This window comes from Streptomyces sp. NPDC007157, from assembly GCF_040634235.1.
Taxonomy (GTDB): Bacteria; Actinomycetota; Actinomycetes; order Streptomycetales; family Streptomycetaceae; genus Streptomyces.
On sequence record NZ_JBEYFE010000041.1, the window covers coordinates 49,251 to 72,258 of the forward strand.

The window sequence follows — 23,008 nt, forward strand, 5'->3', positions numbered from 1 at the left end:
CGACGGCCGCTGCCGGGTCCCGAACCGGGGCCCGGCAGCGGCCGTTTCGCGGTGTCTTCAGCCGACGACGGGACCGTGCACGGTGGAGGTGAAGACGGTCTCGCCGCCCTGCCGGCCGACGACCCGCACGGTCACCGTGCCGTCGCCCCCGGGGGTCACCTCGGTCACGTCCACCCAACAGGGACTGTCGAGTTCGACGTAGCGGTCGAAGGTCGTGGACGTGCTCGCCGGGATCAGCGCACGCGGCGCCAGGCGGGCGCAGGCGGCCTGGCGGGCCCCCTCCAGCAGGACCATGCCGGGCAGATGGTCACCGCCGTGGTCGAACAGGATCGGATGGGCCAGGTCCGGGGTGAGCAGCCACCGGCCGGGCGCGTCCGTGGGGGTCAGCACCACGTCGGCGGGGGAGGTGCGGCCCACCGCGGACGGCGGCATCGGGTCGGCCGCGACCGCCGGGTCCGCGGAAGTCGCCTGCTTTCCGGGCCGGCTGGCCCGCAGACGCGCGTAGACGGACGGCGTGACGACCGAGTACAGCCCTTCTCCGTGCGCCACGGGCCGGCCGTCCCGGCGCAGCGCGAACCCTATGCCCATCCGGCGCGCGGACGCCCTGCCGTGCGGGGCGGTGTCCGGGCACGTCACCTCGAGCTCGAAGTCGGTCGGCTGGGAGGCGATGCGCAGTTGCTCCAGATCGGTGTGACAGCTGAGCGACCACAGCACGAAGTGATGCCCGAGCGGTACCCCGTGTTCGGCGTGCGTCACGAACATGCCGGCCTGCCGAAACGTCTCCGCGGCCTGCAGCGGGTCGTGGCTCGAACCGTCCGCGCTGTTGAAGAAGGTGTGGGCGCGCGGCCACTGTCCGGTGAGGGAGAACCGCAGCCCGTCGTCCTGCGCGGTACAGCCGGTGAGGAACACCTCGGCCAGGGACGCCCGGTGGACGTACTCCTTCGGCACCGTGGTGGTCAGCCGGGGCAGTACGGGCAGACCCACTCCGATCTCACTGGTGGACAGGCTCATCGACAACCCCCCGTCGGAAAGCTCTTCGTTGGCTTGAAGCTCTGTTCGACGCCTATAAGATACGGACCTACCGGTTTTCTCGGGTCGGCCACAAGGTAAAGGATTCGCCAAGCGTGGTTGGACTCGATCCATGCATGACTCCGCTCGGTGGTGGTTTGGCCAAGTATTTTCGCCCTCAATCAAGTCGAAGGCACGGCGAAAAACGGACTAACTGGCAGATGTCGGCGGCCGGTTATCGGTGGGTGACGGCTCTGGCTCACCTACGTCAAAACCTGTGCAGCGGTCTCTTTCGGCCATCTCCGCGAGGGAGTTCGCCGCCCGCCGGCCCACCCTCGCCGCACCCGGCTCCGACCACCACTGCATGATGTTCGAACGGCCTGCGAGAGGGAGATCCGATGGAACCACTGCGCACCCTGCGCCTCGCCGCCGTCAACATCGACGGCGTCCTGCTCAACGACAGCTTCAGTCCCGTCCTGCACCGCCTCGTCCTCAAGTACGGCGGCGCGTACACCCGGGAGCTGGAGCAGCGGCTCTTCTCGCAGTCCCGCCTCGCCGCCGCCCGGGTGCTGCTGGAGGAGACCGGTGCCGAGGTGAGCGAACAGGACGCCATCGCCGACTACTTCGCCGAACGCGAGCGCTATCTGCGCGTCCATCCCGTCCACCCCCTCGACGGCGCCGAGGAGCTCCTGCGCCGGCTGCGCGCCGCGGGCCTGGACGTCGTCTGCTACGGCGGTCTCGACGAGGACCACTTCCGCCGCCATCTCGGCGCATGGGAGCACCTGTTCACGACTCCGCACTACATCTGCACCAACGACTTCCGCCCCGGCATCCGCGAGATAGCCGAGGACCACTTCGGCTTGGAGCGCCACCAGGTCCTCTTCATCGACGACGTGGCCCGCTTCGCCGGTCACGCCAAGGAGCTGGACGTGCCGTTCGTCGGCCACCCCAGCACCTTCGAGCACGGCTTCCAGCGCGAGCTGATGCGCGAACTCGGCGTCCGGCACCTGGTCGGCAGCCTCGCCGAGATCGACGAACAGCGCCTGCGCACCCTCGACCGGGAGGCCGGGCTCGACACCTTCTGGCATGATGCCCACACCCTCTCCACCGCCCCCGAGGTGACCAAGTGACCGCAGCGGAAGGCGCCGCGCTGGCGGGCCGGGTCGCCCTCATCACCGGCGCCAGCAGCGGTATCGGCGCGGCCGCCGCCCGGGTGTTCGCCCGGCAGGGCGCCACCGTCGTCCTGACCGCCCGCCGCGAGGACAAGCTCCGCGACCTCGCCGACGAACTGCGCGCCGAGGGTGCCGAGGCGAGCCACCGCACCCTGGACGTGCGCGACGGAGAAGAGGTGCGCCGGACCGTCGAGTTCGCCGTGGGCCGCTACGGCCGTCTCGACGCCGCCTTCAACAACGCCGGGGTCGCGCTGCCGAAGACCCCGATGCACCTCATCGACGACGCCGACTACGAGCGGGTCACCGAGACCAACGTGCGCGGCGTGTGGAACTGCCTGCGCCACGAGATCACGGCCATGCTGGAGACCGGCGGTGGCTCGATCGTCAACACCAGCAGCGTGGGCGGCCTGGTCGCCTCCTCGACGGCCGCGCCCTACATCGCCTCCAAGCACGCGGTGATCGGACTGACCAAGGCCGCCGCCGTCGAGTACGCCCCGCACCACATCCGTGTGAACGCCATCGCCCCGGGCCTGACCCGCTCCGAGATGATCGACGACTGGTTCGCCAAGTCGCCCGAGAACGAGGCGCGTGCCTACCGCTCGGCCCCGCAGGCCCGCGCCGCCGACCCCGAGGAGGTCGCGGAGGCCGCCGCCTGGCTGTGCAGTGACAGGGCGAGCTTCGTCACGGGTGCCACACTTACCGTGGACGGTGGGCGCACCGCCTGGTGAACTGCCCGACAGGGCCCGCGCCGACGCCCCGGCGCCGACGCGGGACCGGCCGGGAATCGGCCCTGTGCGGCCGAAATACCGACCCCCGATTGGGGTAAGGTACGTCACGTCCGGTTTTGTTTTGACCGAGGAGGGGTCCCCATGGCGCGTCAGGAGCGTGCGATTCGGACCCGCCGTGCTGTTGTCGAGGCCGCCGCCGCGGTCTTCGCCGAGCGCGGATACACGGCGGCGACGATCGCCGAGATCCTCGAGCGGGCCGGAGTGACCAAGGGGGCCCTGTACTTCCACTTCGACTCCAAGGAAGCCCTCGCGCGAGGCGTGATCAACGCCCAGATCAGCGACGACTACTGGGTACCGCGCGAGCTGAAGCTCCAGGAGTGGGTGGACATCGGCATGACGCTGGCCCACCGCATCCCCAAGGAGGTCATCCTGCTCGCCGGTATACGGCTGTCGGCGGACCTGCAGGGGCGTTCACTGTTCGGCAGTGCCTGGCCCGCGTGGACCGAGGTGGTGACCGAGAAGCTGGTGGAGGCCAAGGAACGCGGCGAGGTGCTGCCGCACGTCACGCCCCAGGAGACCGCGGAGTGCTTCCTCGGGGCCTGGATCGGAACCCAGTTCATGTCCGAAGTGGTCTCCGACTGGACGGATCTCAACGACCGTATCTCCGTCCTCTACAACCACGTACTGCCGGCGATAGCCACACCCGCGGCCCTGATCCGGCTGGACACCGCCCCCGACCGGGGCGCCCGGGTCGTCGAGGAAGTCGAGCGTCGGCGGCAGGAATCGCTGGTGGCGACCGAGGCCTGACCCGCCTCGGACCAAACCACCCGCCTGGTTCGTTGTCCAGGGGGTCACGGTCTCCCGATGATGCGGGGGGCCATCAGGGTCCTCTGCCCACACTCCGAACTCTGGCAAACCTACCGATCGTGCTGTTTGCTAGGGTTCTCGAATCGGAATGTTGCAGGCCCAGGGGGAATCGGACCGTCCAATTCCGGATTCGCCCGATCAACAGGGGGATCGCGATGGTCAAGCAGCTCCGGGCGGCCCGAACCCGCCAGGCCCTCGTTCATGCCGCGGCCGAGATCTTCGCGGACGACGGCTACGCGCTGTCCTCGCTGCCCGCGATCAGCCGGCGGGCCGGAGTGAGCGCCGGAGCGCTGCACTTCCACTTTCCCAGCAAGGACGCCCTCGCCGTCGAGGTGGAGGACGCGGCCCGGCGAACCATCGAGCACATGGTCGCGGACCGGCGCCCGTCGGCCGCCTCCGCACTCCACCTGCTGATCACGGTCACCCGGGAACTGCTGGTCACGGTCGCCACCGATGTCGTGGTCCGCGCGGGCTTCAAGCTGAGCGTCGATCCCTCCCGCAAGAACGGCCCCGGATTCGGGCGCTGGTGGCGCGCGTGGGTGTGCGAACAGCTGGTGCGGGCCCAGCATCAGGGCGAGCTGGCCGAGGGGGTGTCACCGGACCGGGTCGCCGCCGTGATAGTCGCCGCGACGGTCGGATTCGAGGTGCTCGGCGCGGCCGACCGTGACCTGATCTCGCCCCAGCACGTCGAGCAGTTCTGGTCACTGGTCCTTCCTCAACTGGCCGCACACAGCGGTGAGTTCGCGGGCGCCGCGCTCTCCGAATCCTGACTGCGGGTCAAGAGCCGACAAAGGTGGCGGAGTTCGGTTTGACAAACCGCCCATGCCGTTTTTGACTCGGGTGCCCGGGACTCGCCTCGGAGCACCCGAGTGGCGGACGGGCAGGGGGACGGCGTGGACATCGACATACTCGGCACGCTCGACGTGCGCGAGATGGGCGTCTCCATCACCCCGACCGCAGCCAAGCCGCGTCAGGTGCTCGCCCTGCTCGCCCTGCACGCCGACCGGGCGGTGACCGTCGCGACGCTCACCGAGGAACTCTGGGGGCGACGGCCACCGCGCAGCGCACGCCCCACCCTGCAGACGTACATCATGCACCTGCGTGAACTCGTCGCAGGGGCGTCGGCGGCGGCGGGCGGCGACGCGGGCGGGCGCGGCCCGAAACAGGTGCTGCGCACCGTACCCGGCGGCTATCTGCTCGACAGCGGTGAAGGCACCAGTGATGTCCGGGAGTTCGAGCGGCTCACCCGGACCGGGTACCGGGCGATGGACGCGGGCGACCATCGCGAGGCCGCCCGGCTGCTGCGCAGCGCGCTCGACCTGTGGACCGGTCCGGCCCTCGCCGACGTCGCTGCCGGAGACTGCCTGCGTGCCGAGACCAGGGGGCTGGAGGAGAGCCGGCTGTGCGCGCTGGACCGGCGTATCGAGGCCGATCTGCGGCTCGGCCGGCATCGCGAGCTGATCGCCGAACTCACCGTGCTGGTCAGCCGTCACCCCACCCACGAGAGCCTGTGCGGCCAGCTGATGCTCGCGCTGCACCGTTCGGGCCGCCGTGGCGAGGCCCTCGCCGCCTACCAGCGCCTGCGCACCACCCTCGTGCACGACTTCGGTCTGGAACCCTCGGCCGTGCTGGGCAAGATACGCCAGTCCGTCCTGGCGGCCACCGAGGACGACACGCAGGCGCCCGACCCCGCGGGCCCGCTCACCCAGGTCGGCTGACACCCCGTCCGACGCCAAGCGACCGGCCGCCGAGCAGCAGCGTGCAGGCGCCGGTGGTCAGCAGCCCGCCCGCCAGGAAGACGGACCGTACCCCGGCCGGCGGCAGGATCAGGCCGCCGAGCGCGGCGCCCGCCGCGATACCGGCGTTGTAGAAGCCGGAGTTGGCCGCGAGGGCCATGTCCGTGCGGCCCGGGGCGCAGTGCAGCATCGCGTTCTGGGCCGCCATGAACACCGGCCCGAGCGCACCGCCCGTCAGGACCAGGAACACCACCGCCGCCACCGGCCGGTCGCCCGCCGAGCAGAGGCCGAGCATGCCCACCGCCTGGACGGCCACGGCGGTGGTCAGCGCGGCGTGCGGGAAGCGGTCGAGGAGCGCCCCGGTCACGGTCACACCCGCCAGACACGCCACCCCGAAGACCACCAGCAGCGAACGGACCGAGCCCGGCGAGAACCCGCTCACCTCGCCCAGGAACGTCACGATGTAGATGTAGCCCGCGAACGCCCCGGTGGCGGACAGCGCCCCGGCCGCCAGCACCGTCACGAACCGGCGGTTGTCGGGGCGGGTTCCGTAGGCCGCGGGCGCGTCCTCCGGGCGTGACGTCGGCAGCAGCACCGCGATCGTCACCAGCGAGACGAGCCCCGGCACCGTCAGCGCCGCCACCGGCGTCCGCCAGTCGCCGTGCCGGCCCAGCCAGGTCCCGGCGGGCACTCCGAGGACGAGGGCGAGCGAACCGGCGACGGACAGTGCCCCGACGACCCGCCCCCGGACCCGAGGCGCGAACAGACCCACCGCGACCGGTCCCAGTACCGCCCAGAACAGCGCCTGGGCGAGCGCGGCCAGCAGCCGTGCCACGAGGAGTTGCCAGTACGCGGTGGCCAGTGCCGCGGCCCCGCCGGACACGACGAGCGCGGCCAGCAGCCCGGTGAGCACATGACGTCGGGGCACAGCCCGCGTGACATGGGCGAGCGGCAGCGACGCCACGGCCACCGTCAGGCCGTAACCGGTGACCAGCAGGCCGACCGCCGACAGCGACACCCCAAGACCCGCGGAGATCACCTCCAGCAGACCGACCGGCAGGTTCTCGGCGGTGTTGAAGGTGAAGGCGGCGAGCATCAGGGCGCCGAGCAGCGCCGGCCCGTGCCACCGGGCCGGTCGCCGCACGCGCACGCGGTCGTCGCCCGCCCCCGCCCGTCGTACCTGCTCCACGGCACCGTCCATGGAACCAGCTCACCGGGCTCAGCGGACCCGCCGCAACCGAATTCCGCTGTTCAGGAGGTTCCGATGTGCCGGGCGATCCGGCCGGCCGCGAACTCCGTGCCCGCCACGAACCGCATCATCGGCCCGAACATCGGCGCCGCGAGCGAGCCCGTGAAGTACAGCCCCGGCACCGACGACTCGAACGTCCCCCGCAGCGCGGGCGCCCTCGAACCCGGTACGCACGCCACGGCGCGACGCACCGTGGGGGACAGGAAGGGCAGGGCGTCCAGGTCCAGCCGGTAGCCGGTGGCCGCCAGCACATGGTCGACGGTGAGGGACTCGCGCTCGCCCCCGGGACCGGCGACATCCAGGCGCACCGCCGCACCGGAGAGCTCCGCACCGGTGACCCGGCGCGAGGTGTGCACCGGTACCACACCCACCACCCGCTCCCGCAGCCACCAGCCGCCCGAGGGGCCGAGTGCCCGCCGGAACAGCAGCAGCCGGGCCGCCGCCGGAAACCACCGCACACCGCCCGGCGCGGCGCAGACCCCGGCCAGGATCCAGCCCGTTCCCAGCGGCGAGGCCGGCTTGGTCAGCCGCTGCGTCCAGGGCCGGGCCAGGTCCGGGGTCATGCCCCACAGCACCTTCCGCTCACGTACCAGAACCTGGGCCTCGGCGCCCGCCTCGTGCAGCAGCGCGGCACTCTCCAGCGCGGACTGGCCACCGCCGATGACCGCCACCCGCCGGCCCGCGTACGCGGACAGGTCGGTGTGGTGGCTGGTGTGCGACACCGGCGCCCGGGGGCCGGGCCCCTCGGGTGCGAGGTGCCGCAACTCGTCCGGGACGTGGGCGAGTCCGTTCAGGCCGGTGGCCACCACGACGGCCGACGCGGCCGTCTCCTGCCCGTCGTCCGCCCGGACCACGAAGCCGGCTCCGGACGGGTCCCGCTCGACGGCCGTCACCCGGGCCGGCTCCACCCCGCCGACGTACCGCTTCTGGAACCACTGCCCGTACCGTACGAAGACGTCGCACGGGATCGGGGTCAGCTCGGTCAGCTCCGGCTCGCCGTGCTCGCGCCGGAAGTCCGCCAGCCGGCCGCCCGGCTCCGGCGCCGACAGATCGGTCGCCGCCGGTGTCGATTTCAGGAACATCCCGGTGGCCATGGCATGCCGCCAACTGCCCATCACATCGCCGAAGACGCGGACCGGCACTCCCGCCGCCCGTAAGTGGGCGGCCACCGACAGTCCGTACGGCCCGGCCCCGATCACGACGACCGGTGGCCGTCCGCGCCCGGCGAACGCCTGCTCCTGGGCAGGGTGCTGCCCCGGAAGCGACTGCGTCATGGATCCCTCCGCTGGTCTGTTCGCCGCCCTCCCCTGGGCGACGCGACACTGCGGGATGGCACGCCCGGCGTGACTCGGCCGTGCTCGTCCCCCCTCCGCGGGTGAGTCTGTCCCACGCGGCCGACCCGGGAAACGATATCTACGCACGTTGGCCAAAACTTGGTCGAATCATACGACAAGCGGACCGGGCCAAGTCATTGACGTGCGGCGGAGGGCTGCCGGTGATCACAGACCCGACAGGTTCGATCGGTGGCCGCGGACGCCGGGCTTTGCCCGCCTACCGAGGGGCGTGGCAGCGGCGCCCGGACCGCTGCCGTACGGCTTCGTCACGCCCCGTGTCCGGCAGGTGTCCCGAGGAGTGGTCAGGGCGACCGCCTTCCGGACCGCCCGGATACCATCGCCGTGTGAACACCTACTGGCACGTCGTTCTGCCGCCGCTCAGCGCCTGACGGGCGCACCGGCCGACGGTTCGAATCCATGCTCCCGGGCCTGCCTTCGAGGCCGCCCGGGGCCTGTGTCGTGCGCCCGTTCCGAAACCAGTCCGCAGACGGTATTCGACGACGGAAGTTCACGACTGTGCCGAACGACACCTCATCCCGCTTCTCCCGGCCCCGCACCGGCGCCACCCGCGCGCGTCCGCGCCCTCGCCGGGCCGGAGTGTTCGCCGGGCCGGTCCCGATCCTCACGGCCGCCGTGCTGTGGGGCACCACCGGGACCGCGAGTTCCTCCGCCCCGGCCGGAGCGCCGGCCGCCGCCATCGGCGCCGCCGGCCTGGTCCTCGGCGGCCTCCTGCTGTTCCTGACCGCACCGGGCGCCCGTGCCCTGCCCCGGGCCTGCACCGGCGGCGAACGCCGGCTGCTGGTCCTCGGCGCCCTCGCGGTGGCCGGATATCCGCTCACCTTCTACCCCGCCGTGGCCCGCACCGGCGTCGCCGTGGCCACCGTGGTCGCACTCGGGGGCGCGCCCGTCTTCGCCGGCCTCCTCGGCCGGTTCACCGGGCAGTCCCGGCCCACCACTCGCTGGGCGATCGCGACCGGCGCGGCGGTCCTCGGCTGCACCGTGCTCGTCCTCGGGCCCGAGCTCGCCGGCGACGGCGCCTCCGTGGACACCGTCGGCGTCCTGCTGGCCGGGCTCGCGGGGCTGTCGTACGCCGGGTACGCCCTCGTCGGCGGACAGCTCATCGCCCGCGGCCACGCCTCCGGCCCGGTGATGGGCGTGATGTTCGGGGGAGCGGCACTGTTCGTGCTGCCCGTGCTGCTGTGGAGCGCCGGGCCGTGGCTGATGACGGCGCGCGGCGCGCTGGTCGTCCTGTACCTCGGCGCGGTCACCACCTTCCTCTGCTACGGCCTCTTCGGATACGGCCTGCGGCACACCACCGCCCAGATCGCGACGACCCTGACCCTGGTCGAGCCCGCGGTGGCCGCCGTCCTGGGAGTCGCGGTCCTGGGCGAGCGCCTGCCGGCCGCTTCCTGGTGCGGACTGGCGGTGCTGGCACTGGGGATCGTCGTCCTCACCCTTCCCGCCGGCTCCCGTGGTCGAGGGACGCTGACCTGATTAAGGGTCAAGTAACCGACTGAATGGCTTCGTTCGGGCTGTTATCCGGGCCGGGATCGGCTACGACTCCCAGCCCGGTCCGGACCGTCCGGTCGGTGTCGCCGCGCCCCGGGGCCTGTCGAAAAGTGGCGTGGAGCAGCCAATTCGGCGTTTCTCGGGGGCGGTTCGGCCCCCTGCGGCCGTCCGCCGAAAGCGGGCCGACGACGGTCTGTTGACAGACCGCTTGTGCTGTTTTCTACTGGCGGAGTGTCAGGTGAGAGGATCAGGGAGACGCGTGTGGACATCGGGCTGCTGGGTGCACTGAACGTGCGGGAGAACGGGGTCTCCATCGCCCCGACCGCGCCGAAGCCCCGCCAGGTGCTGGCCCTGCTGGCACTCCGCGCCGACCAGGTGGTGCCCGTCTCCACCCTCGTCGAGGAACTCTGGGCGGGCGCCCCACCGCGCAGCGCCCGCACCACCCTGCAGACCTATGTGCTCCAGCTCAGGGAGCACATCGCGACGGCCCTGCGCCAGGGCGCCGGTCCCGAAGACGCGGACGCGCCGTCCGCGAAGGACGTCCTCACCACCCTGCCGGGCGGCTACCTGCTGGCCTCCGGGAGCGGCGGCAGCGACGTCCGCGAGTTCGAGCGGCTCCGCGAACTGGGCTGCCGGGCCATGGAAGACGAGAACCTCGCGGGCGCCTCCCACACCCTGCGGCAGGCGCTGGACCTGTGGACCGGCCCGCCCTTCGCGGACGTCCACACCGGAGCGCACCTGGCCATGGAGGCGCGGCGGCTGGAGGAGAGCCGGTTGTGCGCCCTGGACCAGCGGATCGAGGCCGACCTGCGGCTCGGCCGGCACCGCGAACTGCTCGCCGAACTCACCGTCCTGACCAGCCGCTACCGCTCCCACGAGAACCTGCACGCCCAGTTCATGCTCGCCCTCTACCGCTCCGGCCGGCGCGGCGAGGCACTCCAGGTCTACCAGCAGCTGCGCACCCTCCTCGTCAGAGACCTCGGCCTGGAACCCTCGGCGCGACTGCGCCGCCTCCAGCAGTCCATCCTCACGGCCACCGCCGAGAACCCCGGCTCGCCGGCGTACCACGACGACCTGGCCGTGCCGGCCCCCGGCGGCGGACTGGCGCGCGTGCCCTGAGCGGGCCGCGGCTGCGCCAGCACCCAGCAGACCGAACCCGTCAGCGACAGCGAGTCCCTCACCGCCGTGTCCCCCGCCGCCGTGTCCCTCGCCACCGAGTACGGCTACGTCCCGGCCGGCCGCCAGACCTCCTAGGCCGACGGGAGCGTTCGGGCCCGGTCCAAGGTGGTGACGGGAGCGGCGGCCGGTGACGGGCGGGGTCAGGACGGCAGCTGCGCGCACAGCACGGCGGCGGGACCCTGCGTGCTGCCCATGCGGGTGGTGAAGGCGACGCCCGCGATGTACTCGCCGGCGGCACACTGGCCCTTGTAGGCGCCGTACGCGAAGTCGTCGCCCGCCCCGTCGGCGGGGCGGTTGTCGGACCGGTCGAACCACACCGTCCGCCCGCTCGCGCTCAGCGCGCCGCGCGCGGGCGCGCACAGCACCGCCGACACCCGCTCCCCGCGACGGCTGTAGCCGATCACGAACTGGCCCGCCGGGCACTGGAGTTTGGTGTACCCGGAGGCCCAGTCGCCGCCCGCCGGGACGTACCGCTCGTCCGTGACGACCGTCTGGGCGTTGCCCGTGGCCCGCAGATCGCCCGTCGTCGCGTCGGTGCACAGGCCGCGTCCACCGGAGTGGGCGAGGCCGATCAGCCGCAGCCCGTCGGGGCAGGCCGCCTTGTAGGCGCCCGAGTCCCAGTCGCCGCCCGCCCGTACCCGCAGGGACTGGACCGCGTCGCCGTGGTCGGTGGCCAGCATCCGCCAGGTGGTACCCGGCGCGATGTGTCCCGTGCGGCTGGGGGAGTTCAGCAGGTGGTCCCAGGCCGTGGCCCGCCAGTCGCCCCCGTCGAGGATGCCGTAGCGGTGCCCGGCGGTGTCGTAGCGCAGCAGTGCCCAGTCGTCGTGGCCCTCCCAGCCGACCAGCGGCCAGTAGGCGAAGTCGGTGTCGTGGTCGGCGAAGTAGTCGGTGATGTTGCCGAACCAGGTGCGGCCGGCGGTACCCGTCTCGCCGGCACCGATGCCGAACTCGCTGATCCACACGGGCGCGGTGTAGTGCTTGCCCTCGGTGGTGACGAAGAAGGCCTGGTCGGCGAGGACCTGGTACAGCTCGTCGCGGGTCAGGTCCTGGTAGCGGGGGTCGCTGGTCTCGCCGATGCCGGTGGCGCCGCTGTGCCGGGGGCCGGTGTAGCCGTAGAAGTGGGCGGAGTACACCAGCTTGTGGGCGTCCACCAGGGTGTGGGAGAGGGTGCGGGCGGGGGTGAGGGTGGGGCGGTCGTGCGGGAGGCCGTCCACCGGAAGCCCGGTCCAGTTGATGCCCTCGATGACGATGAGCAGGTTCGGGTCGGCCTCGGTGAGGATGCGGTCGGCGGCGAGCTGGGCGGCCGCGTACCAGTCGTGGTCGTCGCCGAGCCCCCAGTTGGGATCGTTGAGGACGTCACGGCGTACCTCGTTGTAGAGGTCGGCGCCCACGACACGGGAGTTGGCCGCGTAGCGCCGGGCCATGAAGACCCAGTCGTCGGCCCACTGCTGGGTCGACTGGCTGCTGTTCCACCGCTCGTTGCCGTCGATGCCGCAGCACCAACGGGAGGTGTTGGTGTGGTTGTTGAGGATGACGGCGAAGCCCGCGCCGGTCAGGGCGGCCACGACGGCGTCGTAGACCTCCAGGGGGGTCTCTCCGCGCAGCTGCGGATTCGCGGTGACCGCGGCGTCCGGTACCGGTGTCGTCGTATGGATCATCTCGTTCGAGAACGGCAGCCGGACGCTGTTGATGCCGAGCGCCTGGAAGTCCGACAGGAGCTGGGGGAGGGAGACGCGGTCCAGGCCCAGGGGGATGCCGTAGGAGTCCTGGCCGGCGTGGTGTTCGGCGGGGTCGGCGATGCTGCCGCTTCCGGTCCAGGACCCCTGGGCGCCGTCCCAGTTGGCGGCCTTCAGGCGGAAGCGGTTCCCGGCGGCGTCGACGATGTAGCGGCCCCGGGTGGACAGGGGTGGCTGCCAGGTGCCGGTGGCGGACGCGGCCGGTGCCGCGGTGGCCGACCGCGGTGCGGCGGCGGCCGGAGCGGGGGACCGTTGTACGGCGGTCGCCGGGGTGGTGCCGGACAGGGCGAGAACCATGAGCGTAACTGTCAGGTACGTGACAAGCTTGACGAACTTCGTGATCGACATCAGCCGTCCTTGGAGTGGATGCCGCGTGGGGGCGCCGCAATTTATCAGTGCGGGCGTCAACGGAGAAGCGGCTCCTCGGCCCCGCATGCCTCGGCCGTCCAGCCTTCCAGATCACGTTCGGGACGCAGCAGCCGGCGGACGGCGGCGGCCGAGGCCCGGTGCCAGTCGTGGCTGCGGCGGAGCATCGCGTGATCCCCGCCCCTGAGCAGCACCATTCCGGCCTGCGCGCCGGCCTTGCGGGCCTGCCGTACATACGCGGCCGACTCGGTGGGCTCGGTGACCCGGTCACGGTCGCCGTGCAGGACGACGATCCGCGTTCCGGTGAGATCGTCCACGGGGTCGCCGGGCGGGCACCAGGGCGCCAGCGCGAGCACACCGCGTACCGCGGGGTCGGCCGCCGCCCGCAGTGCGGCCCGGCCGCCCATCGAGTGGCCGACCAGCACCACGGACACGTCCCCGGCCCGGCCGCGCAGCTCGTCGAGGGCGCGCAGGGTGTCCTGGAGCGGATCGGCGGCGTCGTTCCAGCCGCGGTACCGGTAGCGCACCTGGCCGACCAGTACGTCGCGGGGCGAGGAGACCGACGCGGCCGCGCTCAGGAAGGGGCGCATGCGCAGGGCCGCCGGCTGCCACGGGCGCGCCGGCCGGAGCCCCTTCTCCTGGCCGCCGTGCAGGACGAGCACCGCCGCGCGCGTCCGGTCCCGCGGTGCGCGACGCACCACCAGTGCGCTGCCACTCGCCTCGACGACCCGTCCGTCGGTCACCGCGTCCACCTCTGCTTCCCCGGCCCGGTGCGTGCTGCCGCCATCAAACACCGCCGGGGGAAGCCACAGCCACCGAGAAGGGCTGAGCGGCCCGTGCCATCCCCGTGAACATCAGTACCGTGAACCTCGGTTAGGCTCCAGGGCGCACAGGGGACGCACCGTGGGGGTGGGGGACATGACCGAAGGTTTCAGTGAGCCCGAGAAGGAAGGCAGACCGGCGGTCCAGGCGATCGCTGCGGTAGCCGTGTTCCTGGGCGTGGTGGGCGTCCTGTGGGCTCAGAAGGCGTTCGTCCACCCGCAGGACGCGAGCAGCGCACCGGCGGCCTGCTCGAAGTCGACCGACCGACTGCCGGCCCGCTATGTCTCGGGCGCAAGGCTGTGCAAGGCGCTGAACCGCCCGGACCTTCCCGCCCTGTTGGGGACACCCCAGGAACAGGCCGAGACCGCCAGCGGCAGCGGTGACTGGATCACGCTCGCCGGGGGCACGAAGATCCCCTCGCCCGACGCCACGGTGACCCTGAAGACGTACTCCGTGAAGCTGTCGGCGTCCTACGACGATCTGTCCGTCGCCGAGGTGGGCGACCTGATGGGTGGCGCACGCAAGACGACCGTTTCGGGGCATCCGGCCGTCCTCTACTCCAGCCCGACCATCTCCATCGGCTTCAACCTCGGCGGCGGGAAGGCGACCACGGGCCCCGGCGGCACGGCGCGCTGCCTCCTGGTCTCGAAGCACGCGAAGGACGACGGCAAGGGCACGTTCGAGGTCGCGATCTGGCGGCAGGACGACGTGCTGCCCGACGACACGGCTCTCGAACGGGTCGCGGAGCAGGTCTTGCAGACCGTCCCGGGCTGGAACGGGAACTGACCCGACCGCTCCGGTGCCGAACGGGCTCGCCGCAGCGCCCTGGACCACGGGCACTGCGGCGCGAATCGCGGTCGGTTCCGGTTCAGCTCCTCACGGTGCGACGGTCGTCGTCGACGCGGAAGCGCCCGCGGCGGGCAGCGACGGCAGCGCGGGCACGGCGCCGAGCAGGCCGGTGACCGCGGCCAGGATGGGTCCGAGCAGTCCGGTGACGGCGCTCACCACTCCGCCGAGGTCGAGCGAGGTCAGCGAGGCGAGCAGGCTGTTGACGGCGGCCTGGACGGCGTTCAGCAGGTCCGCGACGGGGTCGGCCGCCCGCGCCGAGCGGTCGGTGCCATCGGCTTCCAGCTGCCGCAGCCGCTCCTGGAGCGCGGCGCTCCATTTCCGTACTTCCTTCGCGTAGGCGGCGGCCCGGGCCGGGTCGACGCCGGTGCCGTCCGCCGTCGCGAGGTTCGGCAGCGTGTCCAGGAGCGGGGCCAGGGCGCGGTCGTACCGCGTCGTGTCCATCGCTTCGATGTGGTCCAGCAGCGTGGCGACATCGGTACCGGGCCATGGAACCGTGTGCGCGACACCGGTTCCCGAGGCTGCACGGCCGGCGTCGGCGGCGGCAGCGGTGGCGGCGGCCGGGCCGAAGACCAGGGCGGCACAGACCAGTGGGGAGACGAGGAGGCCGCGGGAGACTAGGGCGCGCATGGGGTTCCTTTCGACACTGCTGTCCTTGCGCCCACCCTGGAAAGCCGTGCGGGGCGCCGCAACCGGTGCCCCGGCCCGCAACCTGCCCGCCGTCCCGACGAGTCCTCCCTGACCAGGCGCTTTGCCCTGCACCTAGGCTCCTTACGGGTGTCGGCGGGAGGTTCGCCCGTCAGGGTGTGTACGGCCGTCGCCGAGAGCCGCGCAAGCGAAGAGCCCCGCCCCCGACGGATCGGGGACGGGGCTCTTCGGACGGAGCGCCGGGCAGGCCTTGCACCTGCATCTCCCCACAGGAAGCGGGGCGTCTTTCCTTGGACCACCAACGCATCGCGCGTTACCCGGATTTGGAGTGCCGCGCGCGAAATGGAGCCTAGCGTGGCCACAGGGCGGACACCAAATCGGGGGCAGGAAGGCTACGCCTCCGGGACGCGCGCCAGGTCGTGCAGCCAGGCCTTCGCCGAACTGTCCGACGGGGCGCGCCAGTCGCCGCGCGGAGACAGGGAGCCGCCCGCCGAGACCTTCGGGCCGTTCGGCATGGCCGAGCGCTTGAACTGGGCGAAGGCGAAGAAGCGCCGGCAGAAGTAGTCGAGCCAGTGCCGGATCTCGGCCAGGTCGTACGCCTTGCGGTCGGACTCGGGGAAGCCGGGCGGCCAGGCGCCCGCCTCCCGGTCGTGCCAGGCGTGCCAGGCCAGGAAGGCGATCTTCGACGGCCGGAACCCGTGCCGCAGCACCTGGTACAGGGTGAAGTCGTGCAGCGCGTACGGGCCGATCTTGGACTCGGTGGACTGCAGCTCCTCGCCCGGCACCAGTTCGGGGCTGATCTCCGTGTCGAGGATGGCGGCGAGCGTCTCACCCGTCTCCGGGTCGAACTGCTCGCTGCTGATCACCCAGCGGATCAGATGCTGGATCAGCGTCTTCGGCACACCGGAGTTGACGTTGTAGTGGCTCATCTGGTCGCCGACGCCGTACGTGCACCACCCCAGCGCCAGCTCGGAGAGGTCACCGGTGCCCAGCACGATGCCGCCGCGCTGGTTGGCGAGCCGGAAGAGGTAGTCGGTGCGCAGTCCGGCCTGGACGTTCTCGAAGGTGATGTCGTACACCGGCTCGTCGGCCGCGAACGGGTGGTCCATCTCCTTGAGCATGAGGCGCGCGGTCGGCGTGATGTCCAGCTCGGCCGCGGTCACGCCGAGCGAGTTCATCAGCCGGTGGGCGTTGCCCTTGGTGTGGTCGCCGGTGGCGAAGCCCGGCAGGGTGAAGGCCAGGATGTCGGTGCGCGGGCGGCCCATCCGGTCCATCGCCCGGGCCGCGACGATCAGCGCGTGCGTGGAGTCGAGGCCGCCGGACACCCCGATGACCACCTTCGGGCCGCCGATCGCCGTCAGCCGCTGCTGGAGCGCCGCGACCTGGATGTTGTACGCCTCGTAGCAGTCCAGGGCGAGCCGTTCGGGGTCCGCGGGGACGAAGGGGAAGCGTTCGACCCGGCGGCGCAGGCCCAGGTCGGCGGTCGGCGGGTCGAGCCGGAAGGGGACGGTCCGGAAGCCGCCGGTGCGGGTCGCGTGCGTACGGCGGTTGTCGTCGAACGAGCCCATCCGGGCCCGCTCCTGGCGCAGCAGGTCCAGGTCCACGTCGGCCACCGCGTACTGGTCGTCCAGCGGGAACCGGTCCGTCTCGGCGAGCAGCGCGCCGTTCTCGTAGATCATGGTCTGGCCGTCCCAGGACAGGTCCGTCGAGGACTCACCCAGACCGGCCGCCGCGTAGACGTACGCGGCCAGGCAGCGCTGCGACGCCGAGCGGCACAGCAGCTTGCGGTCCTCGGCACGGCCGACCGTGATCGGGCTGCCCGAGAGGTTCACCAGCACGGTCGCGCCGGCCAGCGCGGCCTCCGCGCTCGGCGGCACCGGCACCCACATGTCCTCGCAGATCTCGGCGTGCAGCACCAGACCGGGGACGTCCTCCGCGTCGAACAGCAGGTCCACCCCGAACGGCACGGACTGGCCGCCGATCCGGATGGTTCCACCCCGCTCGTCGTCGCCCGAGGCGATCTGCCGGCGCTCGTAGAACTCCCGGTAGTTGGGCGGGTACGACTTGGGTGCGACACCGAGGATCCGGCCGCGGTGCACGAACACCGCGCAGTTGTAGATCCGGTTGCGATGGCGCAGCGGGGCGCCGACGACGAGGACCGGGAGCAGCTCGGCCGAACCGGCCGCGACCGTCGCGAGGGCCTCCTCGACCTGGTCGAGCACCACGTCCTGGAGGAGCAGGTCCTCGATCGAGTAACCGGTCAGGCCGAGCTCGGGGAAGACGGCCACGGCGACCCCGTCCTCGGCGCAGCGGCGGGCCTGGCGCAGGACCGCCTCGGCGTTGGCACGCGGGTCGGCGATGACGGTGTGGCCGGTGCACGCGGCGACCCGCGCGAAGCCGTGCTCATAGATCGACCAGAAGTTCAACGGGGCTTCCTCGGGAGAGACGGACACGGTGCGGATGCCGGACGGACGGCGTCGCCGTACCCGGGCACCCTCTCCTTCGGCGGTCCGGCGAACCTCCTGCTCCAAGAAGCATAGATCGACGGTGATCCTTGCTGACCAGGGGATTCCGGGCGAGCCGCGGGGCCGTCGACCGGGCGGGAGGGGTCACAGGGGTCACAGGGGTCACAGGGGCATGGTGTCCAGAAGAGCGGCGGCCGTCCGGCGGGCCGGGGCCTCGGTCTCGGCGGCACCCGGTGGAACGTGGTCTCCGTCCGGCGGGCCGGCCGGTCGGGCCGGCGATGCCGGACGGACAGCCGGGGACCGGTGCGGATGATGCCGGACGGACAGCCGGGGACCGGTGCGGATGATGCCCGGCCACTCGCTGACCAGGCGCGGCCGGGTGACGACCGGGTCGTCATCGGCGCCGGCGCGCCACGCCTCCCAGCGGGTGTGGAAGTCCCCCCGCTGACGCCAGGACGCCCCTGCGGCCTGCCCGCGTGGCCGAGCCCCACCCCGGCCCGCGCGCAGGCGTCGCCGGGGTGGGGAGGGCGGAGGCCCGCTTCGCTACGCGGCCGTGCCGCCCTTGTAGTCGCTGTTGAACGTGGTCTCGACGGTCGTGGCCACCGACTGGGCCACCCCCGTGCCGGTCAGGATGATGCCCAGCTCCCGGTTGTTGGACAGGGAGTTGCTGCTGATGTTCATGGAGCCGGCCTCCACCTCCTGGGTGGACAGGCCGTAGTCGGCGACCATGGCCTTGGCGTGGATGTAGAAGCCGTCGGGGTCGGAGTAGCCGACGACCGTGCCGCCGGCGCCCTCGATCTCGGAGACCTCGCTGGAGTAGTCGCCCGGGGTCTCCAGAACCATCCGCACCTTCACGCCCGCCTCGGCCCGGGCCACGATCGCGTTGACCACCGTGCTGTCGCTGAACTCCAGTTCCTCGACGTCGAGCGTCTTGGTGGCGGCGTTGATCACGGACAGCAGCCGGCTCCGGGAGTCGGTGGGGGACCAGAGCAGGTGGTCGCCGTCGGTGGGGGTGACCGAGGTGCCGGCGTAGTCGGCGGCGAACACCTTCTCGATCGCGGCGACATCGCGGGTGTCGTCGGTGAACACCCCGTAGTCCCGGCCGGTCGAGTAGTACTGCGAGGTCAGGTTGCCGGTCAGGACCAGCGACTTGGTGGCGTCCACCGTGATGGTCTTCTGATGCGTGTAGACGAAGCTGGACGGCGACCACACCACACCCACGCCGGCCGCGGTCAGGGCGCTGTACGCGGAACTGTTGGCGCTCTGGTGCGCCCGGTCCAGGACCACCCGCACGGTGACGCCCTTGTTCTTGAGGGCTATGAGGTCGTTGACGGCCGTGGTGTCCTCCAGCTCGTACATCGTCATGTCGAGCGAGCTGGTGGCCGAGTTGATGAAGTCGTAGATCGTGGGCTCGCTGCTGGTGAGCGAGAAGGCGAACGCGGTGTAGCTCGCGGCGTTCGCGGGGACCGCGGCGGCGACCACGGCCGCGCCGGCCGCCAGGGCGACACCCGCGCGACCGAGAAGCTTCGACAGCATGCGTGACTCCTAGTCGAGTTGACGCTCACGTGGGGGGTGGGTGAGCGTGCGCATGACACCACGCGCGTAGACCGCCGAGGAAGGGGAGCCCGGTGAACTCGCCGTTACCTGTGGGCCGTAGGGGCGGACAATGCGGACTTCGCGCAGGTCGGGGCCGGTTCATGGGCGTCCCGCGAGAACGCAAAATCTTCGTAGCCGGGCCCGGCGGGCGGCCTGTCGGAGGCAGCGGCAGCGGTGGCCGAGGCCCTGGAGACCTTGTGGGCGGCGACGACGTGCGGCGTGGGCACCCGGACCCGCTTCTCGTCCGGTCCGAGTTCCATCGCCGTCGACGAGATGCTGATGCCGCCGATCGGGGTCTCCCGGTGGTCGTGGACGGTCGCCCCGACGCACCGCCTGGCCGGCTCGTTCTCCGCGTCGCCGATATCGCGCAGCCACGGCGCGCCACCTCCTTCAGGTGGCGCAGCGGTTTCGGTTCCCCCGGGTCGTCGGTGGTCCGCGGGGTCACGGCCGGGCGGCCGGTGGGGGCCGGTCAGCAGGCGTGCGGCGGGACCGGTCAGGAATGGAGAAGCGCTAGTGTTCCACCCCGGCTAGCGTGGCGGCCGTCGACGGAGGCCCCGCGCAGCGGATGGAGACGGGTTTGAGCATGGCCGGAAAGACCGAGACGCAGGCGTCCACGCCGCACGTGGCGGACAGCCACGACCTGATCCGTGTGCACGGCGCGCGAGAGAACAACCTCAAGGACGTCAGCATCGAGATCCCGAAGCGCCGGCTGACGGTCTTCACCGGAGTCTCCGGCTCGGGCAAGAGCTCGCTGGTGTTCGACACCATCGCCGCCGAGTCGCAGCGGCTGATCAACGAGACCTACCCCGCCTTCGTCCAGGGCTTCATGCCCAACCTGGCCCGACCCGAGGTCGACGTCCTCGACGGACTGACCACCGCGATCATCGTCGACCAGCAGCGGATGGGCGGCGACCCCCGCTCCACCGTCGGCACCGCCACCGACGCCAACGCGCTGCTGCGGATTCTCTTCAGCCGGCTCGGGAAGCCGCACATCGGCTCGCCCAAGGCTTTCTCCTTCAACATCGCCTCCATCAGCGGGGCGGGCGCCGTCACCGTCGAACGCGGCGGACAGCAGGTGAAGGAGCGCCGCAGCTTCAGCATCACCGGCGGCATGTGCCCGCGCTGCGAGGGCCGCGGCGCCGTCACCGACCTCGACCTCGGCCAGCTCTACGACGACACCAAGTCCCTCAACGAGGGCGCGATCACCGTCCCCGGCTACAAGGGCGGCGGCTGGAACTCCCGCCTCTACACCGAGTCCGGCTTCTTCGACCCGGACAAGCCGATCAGGAAGTTCACCAAGAAGGAACTGCACGACTTCCTGCACCGCGAGCCGACCCGGATGAAGATCGCGGGCATCAACATGACCTACGAGGGTCTGATCCCGCGCATCCAGAAGTCGATGCTCTCCAAGGACAAGGAGTCGATGCAGCCGCACATCCGCGAGTTCGTGGAGCGGGCGGTCACCTTCGCCACCTGCCCCGACTGCGACGGCACCCGCCTGAGCGAAGGCGCCCGCTCCTCGAAGATCGCCGGGATCAGCATCGCCGACGCCTGCGCGATGCAGATCAGCGACCTGGCCGCATGGGTCAAGGGCCTCGACGAGCCGTCGGTGGCACCGCTCCTCACGACGCTCCGCGACACCCTGGAGTCGTTCGTGGAGATCGGCCTCGGCTATCTCTCACTGGACCGGCCGGCCGGCACCCTGTCCGGTGGCGAGGCACAGCGCACCAAGATGATCCGCCACCTCGGCTCCTCGCTCACCGACGCCACCTACGTCTTCGACGAGCCCACCACCGGCCTGCACCCGCACGACATCCAGCGCATGAACGGCCTGCTGCTGCAACTGCGCGACAAGGGCAACACCGTCCTCGTCGTCGAGCACAAGCCCGAGGTCATCGCGATCGCCGACCACGTCGTCGACCTCGGCCCCGGCGCCGGCGCGGGCGGCGGCACCGTCTGCTTCGAGGGCACCGTCGAAGGCCTCCGCAAGGCCGGCACCATCACCGGCCGGCACATCGACGACCGGGCCACCCTGAAGGAGACCGTCCGCAAGCCCACCGGGGCGCTGGAGATCCGCGGCGCGAGCACCCACAACCTCCAGGGCGTCGACGTCGACGTCCCGCTCGGGGTCCTGACCGTCGTCACCGGCGTCGCCGGGTCCGGCAAGAGCTCCCTGGTGCACGGCTCGATCCCGGCCGGCGCCGGAGTGATCTCCGTCGACCAGGGTGCCATCCGCGGCTCCCGGCGCAGCAACCCGGCGACGTACACCGGACTCCTCGAACCGATCCGCAAGGCCTTCGCCAAGGAGAACGGCGTCAAGCCGGCCCTGTTCAGCCCCAACTCCGAGGGCGCCTGCCCCACCTGCAACGGCGCCGGCGTCATCTACACCGACCTGGCGATGATGGCCGGCGTGGCCACCACCTGTGAGGACTGCGACGGGAAGCGGTTCGAGCGTTCGGTGCTCGACTACCGACTCCACGGCCGGGACATCAGCGAGGTGCTGGCCCTGTCGGTGAACGAGGCCGTGGTGTTCTTCGCGGCGGACGAGGCGAACGTCCCGCCCGCTCAGCGGATCGCCCAGCGGCTCCAGGACGTCGGCCTCGGCTACCTCACCATCGGCCAGCCGCTCACCACCCTGTCCGGCGGTGAGCGCCAGCGCCTCAAGCTGGCCACGCACATGGCCGACAAGGGTGGCGTCTACGTCCTCGACGAGCCGACCGCGGGCCTCCACCTCGCCGACGTCCAGCAACTCCTCGGCCTGCTCGACCGGCTGGTCGACGCCGGCAAGTCCGTCATCGTCGTCGAGCACCACCAGGCGGTCATGGCCCACGCCGACTGGATCATCGACCTCGGCCCCGGCGCCGGCCACGACGGCGGCCGGATCGTCTTCGAGGGCACCCCGGCCGACCTCGTCGCCGCCCGCAGGACCCTCACCGCCGAGCACCTCGCGGAGTACGTGGGCGCCTGACACCCCCGGCCCGCCGCCGGGCGCGGGAACTCGTCCGCCGACGGGTTTCCCGCGCCCCGCTCCATGACATCTACGAGAGCCCGACCACGAGCTCCGTGACACCTGCGAGAGCCCGACCACGACGCCGGAAACACGCGCCCGGGTGGAGGCGCGGAGGTTTGAACATTCAAACGTAGGTGGTTACAGTGCGCGCATGACCACGACGCCACGCTGGCTGAACCCCGAGGAACGACGGGCGTGGCTCGCCTACGTCCAGTTCTCCACCCACCTGTCCGACCACCTCAACCGCCAGCTGCGGCGCGATGCGGGCATGACCCACGCCGACTACACGCTGCTCGCCCACCTGTCCTCGGTCAAGGATCACAGCCTGACCATGTCCGAGCTCGCCGAACGCCTGAAGATCACCCGGAGCCGGCTCACCCACGCCGTGACCCGCCTTCAGGAGGCCGGCTACGTGGACCGCCGCGAGGAACCCGGCAACCGCCGTAACCAGTTCGCCGTCCTCACCGAGGAGGGCGTGCGCCTCCTGGAGCGCGCGGCGCCCGGCCACGTGGAGGCGGTCCGCCGAGCCGTCTTCGACGCCCTGACCCCCGAGCAGGTGACCCAGTTCGCCGCGGTCGGCGAGGCGATCAACACCGCGCTGCAGCGCATGGACGCCGACAGCGACGAGCGGGAGGCGCTGCCCTGGCGCCGACGCTAGGAGACGGCGTCCGCCTGCGCCGAGGGCCCGCACGCGGGAGCCCCGGGGCCGCGCCCTGTACCGCAACTGGGGCCGCTGG

General features: G+C 71.7%; 18 protein-coding genes. 10 read left to right on the forward strand and 8 right to left on the reverse strand.

Annotated features, from left to right (window positions below):
• Window positions 1–57: 57 nt before the first annotated feature.
• Window positions 58–1,011 (reverse strand): ScbA/BarX family gamma-butyrolactone biosynthesis protein, encoded by a 954-nt coding sequence (locus tag ABZ642_RS43020; RefSeq protein ID WP_360496069.1) that lies wholly within the window; start codon window positions 1,009–1,011, stop codon window positions 58–60.
• Window positions 1,012–1,406: 395 nt separating this feature from the next.
• Between ABZ642_RS43020 and ABZ642_RS43025 the strand changes: the two genes are divergently transcribed.
• From ABZ642_RS43025 to ABZ642_RS43045, 5 genes are all read left to right on the forward strand, one after another.
• Window positions 1,407–2,138, forward strand: coding sequence for an HAD family phosphatase (locus ABZ642_RS43025; protein WP_360496071.1), 732 nt, complete (start codon window positions 1,407–1,409; stop codon window positions 2,136–2,138).
• Window positions 2,135–2,908: a glucose 1-dehydrogenase gene (locus tag ABZ642_RS43030; RefSeq protein ID WP_360496074.1), complete on the forward strand. Its 774-nt coding sequence runs from the start codon at window positions 2,135–2,137 to the stop codon at window positions 2,906–2,908. The genes ABZ642_RS43025 and ABZ642_RS43030 overlap by 4 nt, the downstream gene beginning before the upstream one ends.
• A 141-nt stretch (window positions 2,909–3,049) precedes the next feature.
• The gene (locus ABZ642_RS43035) at window positions 3,050–3,715 is read left to right on the forward strand and encodes a ScbR family autoregulator-binding transcription factor (RefSeq protein WP_360496077.1); all 666 of its coding nucleotides are present in this window, start codon (window positions 3,050–3,052) and stop codon (window positions 3,713–3,715) included.
• Window positions 3,716–3,930: 215 nt separating this feature from the next.
• Window positions 3,931–4,545: a ScbR family autoregulator-binding transcription factor gene (locus ABZ642_RS43040; protein ID WP_360496080.1), complete on the forward strand. Its 615-nt coding sequence runs from the start codon at window positions 3,931–3,933 to the stop codon at window positions 4,543–4,545.
• Window positions 4,546–4,668: 123 nt separating this feature from the next.
• A complete protein-coding gene (locus ABZ642_RS43045; RefSeq protein WP_360496083.1) occupies window positions 4,669–5,493 on the forward strand; it encodes an AfsR/SARP family transcriptional regulator in 825 nt (274 codons plus the stop codon).
• Here ABZ642_RS43045 and ABZ642_RS43050 read toward each other — a convergent pair.
• Both ABZ642_RS43050 and ABZ642_RS43055 read right to left on the reverse strand, forming a co-directional pair.
• The gene (locus ABZ642_RS43050; RefSeq protein WP_360496114.1) at window positions 5,477–6,607 is read right to left on the reverse strand and encodes an MFS transporter; all 1,131 of its coding nucleotides are present in this window, start codon (window positions 6,605–6,607) and stop codon (window positions 5,477–5,479) included. The two genes, ABZ642_RS43045 and ABZ642_RS43050, sit on opposite strands and share 17 nt — an antisense overlap.
• A 155-nt stretch (window positions 6,608–6,762) precedes the next feature.
• Window positions 6,763–8,034 carry an FAD-dependent oxidoreductase gene (locus ABZ642_RS43055; RefSeq protein ID WP_360496086.1) on the reverse strand — a complete coding sequence of 424 codons (1,272 nt, stop codon included), beginning with the start codon at window positions 8,032–8,034 and terminating at the stop codon, window positions 6,763–6,765.
• Between the two features lie 576 nt (window positions 8,035–8,610).
• On the opposite strand from ABZ642_RS43055, the gene ABZ642_RS43060 reads away from it, so the two are divergent.
• A complete protein-coding gene (locus ABZ642_RS43060) occupies window positions 8,611–9,588 on the forward strand; it encodes an EamA family transporter (protein ID WP_360496088.1) in 978 nt (325 codons plus the stop codon).
• A 276-nt stretch (window positions 9,589–9,864) separates the two neighbouring features.
• Window positions 9,865–10,722 carry an AfsR/SARP family transcriptional regulator gene (locus tag ABZ642_RS43065; protein WP_360496091.1) on the forward strand — a complete coding sequence of 286 codons (858 nt, stop codon included), beginning with the start codon at window positions 9,865–9,867 and terminating at the stop codon, window positions 10,720–10,722.
• Between the two features lie 200 nt (window positions 10,723–10,922).
• Here the strand turns inward: ABZ642_RS43065 and ABZ642_RS43070 are convergent, their stop codons facing one another.
• Window positions 10,923–12,866: a cellulase family glycosylhydrolase gene (locus ABZ642_RS43070; protein WP_360496093.1), complete on the reverse strand. Its 1,944-nt coding sequence runs from the start codon at window positions 12,864–12,866 to the stop codon at window positions 10,923–10,925.
• 56 nt (window positions 12,867–12,922) lie between these two features.
• A complete protein-coding gene (locus tag ABZ642_RS43075; protein ID WP_360496096.1) occupies window positions 12,923–13,627 on the reverse strand; it encodes an alpha/beta fold hydrolase in 705 nt (234 codons plus the stop codon).
• A 175-nt stretch (window positions 13,628–13,802) separates the two neighbouring features.
• Between ABZ642_RS43075 and ABZ642_RS43080 the strand changes: the two genes are divergently transcribed.
• Window positions 13,803–14,492: a DUF6215 domain-containing protein gene (locus ABZ642_RS43080; RefSeq protein WP_360496099.1), complete on the forward strand. Its 690-nt coding sequence runs from the start codon at window positions 13,803–13,805 to the stop codon at window positions 14,490–14,492.
• A gap of 90 nt (window positions 14,493–14,582) precedes the next feature.
• Here the strand turns inward: ABZ642_RS43080 and ABZ642_RS43085 are convergent, their stop codons facing one another.
• The 3 genes from ABZ642_RS43085 to ABZ642_RS43095 all read right to left on the reverse strand — a co-directional run bounded on the left by ABZ642_RS43085 (window position 14,583) and on the right by ABZ642_RS43095 (window position 19,201).
• Window positions 14,583–15,182, reverse strand: a complete 600-nt coding sequence (locus ABZ642_RS43085) for a hypothetical protein (RefSeq protein WP_360496102.1) — start codon at window positions 15,180–15,182, stop codon at window positions 14,583–14,585.
• Between the two features lie 410 nt (window positions 15,183–15,592).
• The gene (locus ABZ642_RS43090; protein WP_360496117.1) at window positions 15,593–17,626 is read right to left on the reverse strand and encodes an NAD(+) synthase; all 2,034 of its coding nucleotides are present in this window, start codon (window positions 17,624–17,626) and stop codon (window positions 15,593–15,595) included.
• Window positions 17,627–18,208: 582 nt separating this feature from the next.
• Window positions 18,209–19,201: a phospholipase D-like domain-containing protein gene (locus ABZ642_RS43095; RefSeq protein WP_360496105.1), complete on the reverse strand. Its 993-nt coding sequence runs from the start codon at window positions 19,199–19,201 to the stop codon at window positions 18,209–18,211.
• A 643-nt stretch (window positions 19,202–19,844) separates the two neighbouring features.
• On the opposite strand from ABZ642_RS43095, the gene ABZ642_RS43100 reads away from it, so the two are divergent.
• Together ABZ642_RS43100 and ABZ642_RS43105 are read left to right on the forward strand one after the other, a co-directional pair.
• The gene (locus tag ABZ642_RS43100) at window positions 19,845–22,229 is read left to right on the forward strand and encodes an excinuclease ABC subunit UvrA (protein ID WP_360496108.1); all 2,385 of its coding nucleotides are present in this window, start codon (window positions 19,845–19,847) and stop codon (window positions 22,227–22,229) included.
• A 193-nt stretch (window positions 22,230–22,422) separates the two neighbouring features.
• Window positions 22,423–22,929, forward strand: coding sequence for a MarR family transcriptional regulator (locus ABZ642_RS43105; protein WP_360496111.1), 507 nt, complete (start codon window positions 22,423–22,425; stop codon window positions 22,927–22,929).
• Window positions 22,930–23,008 lie beyond the last annotated feature (79 nt).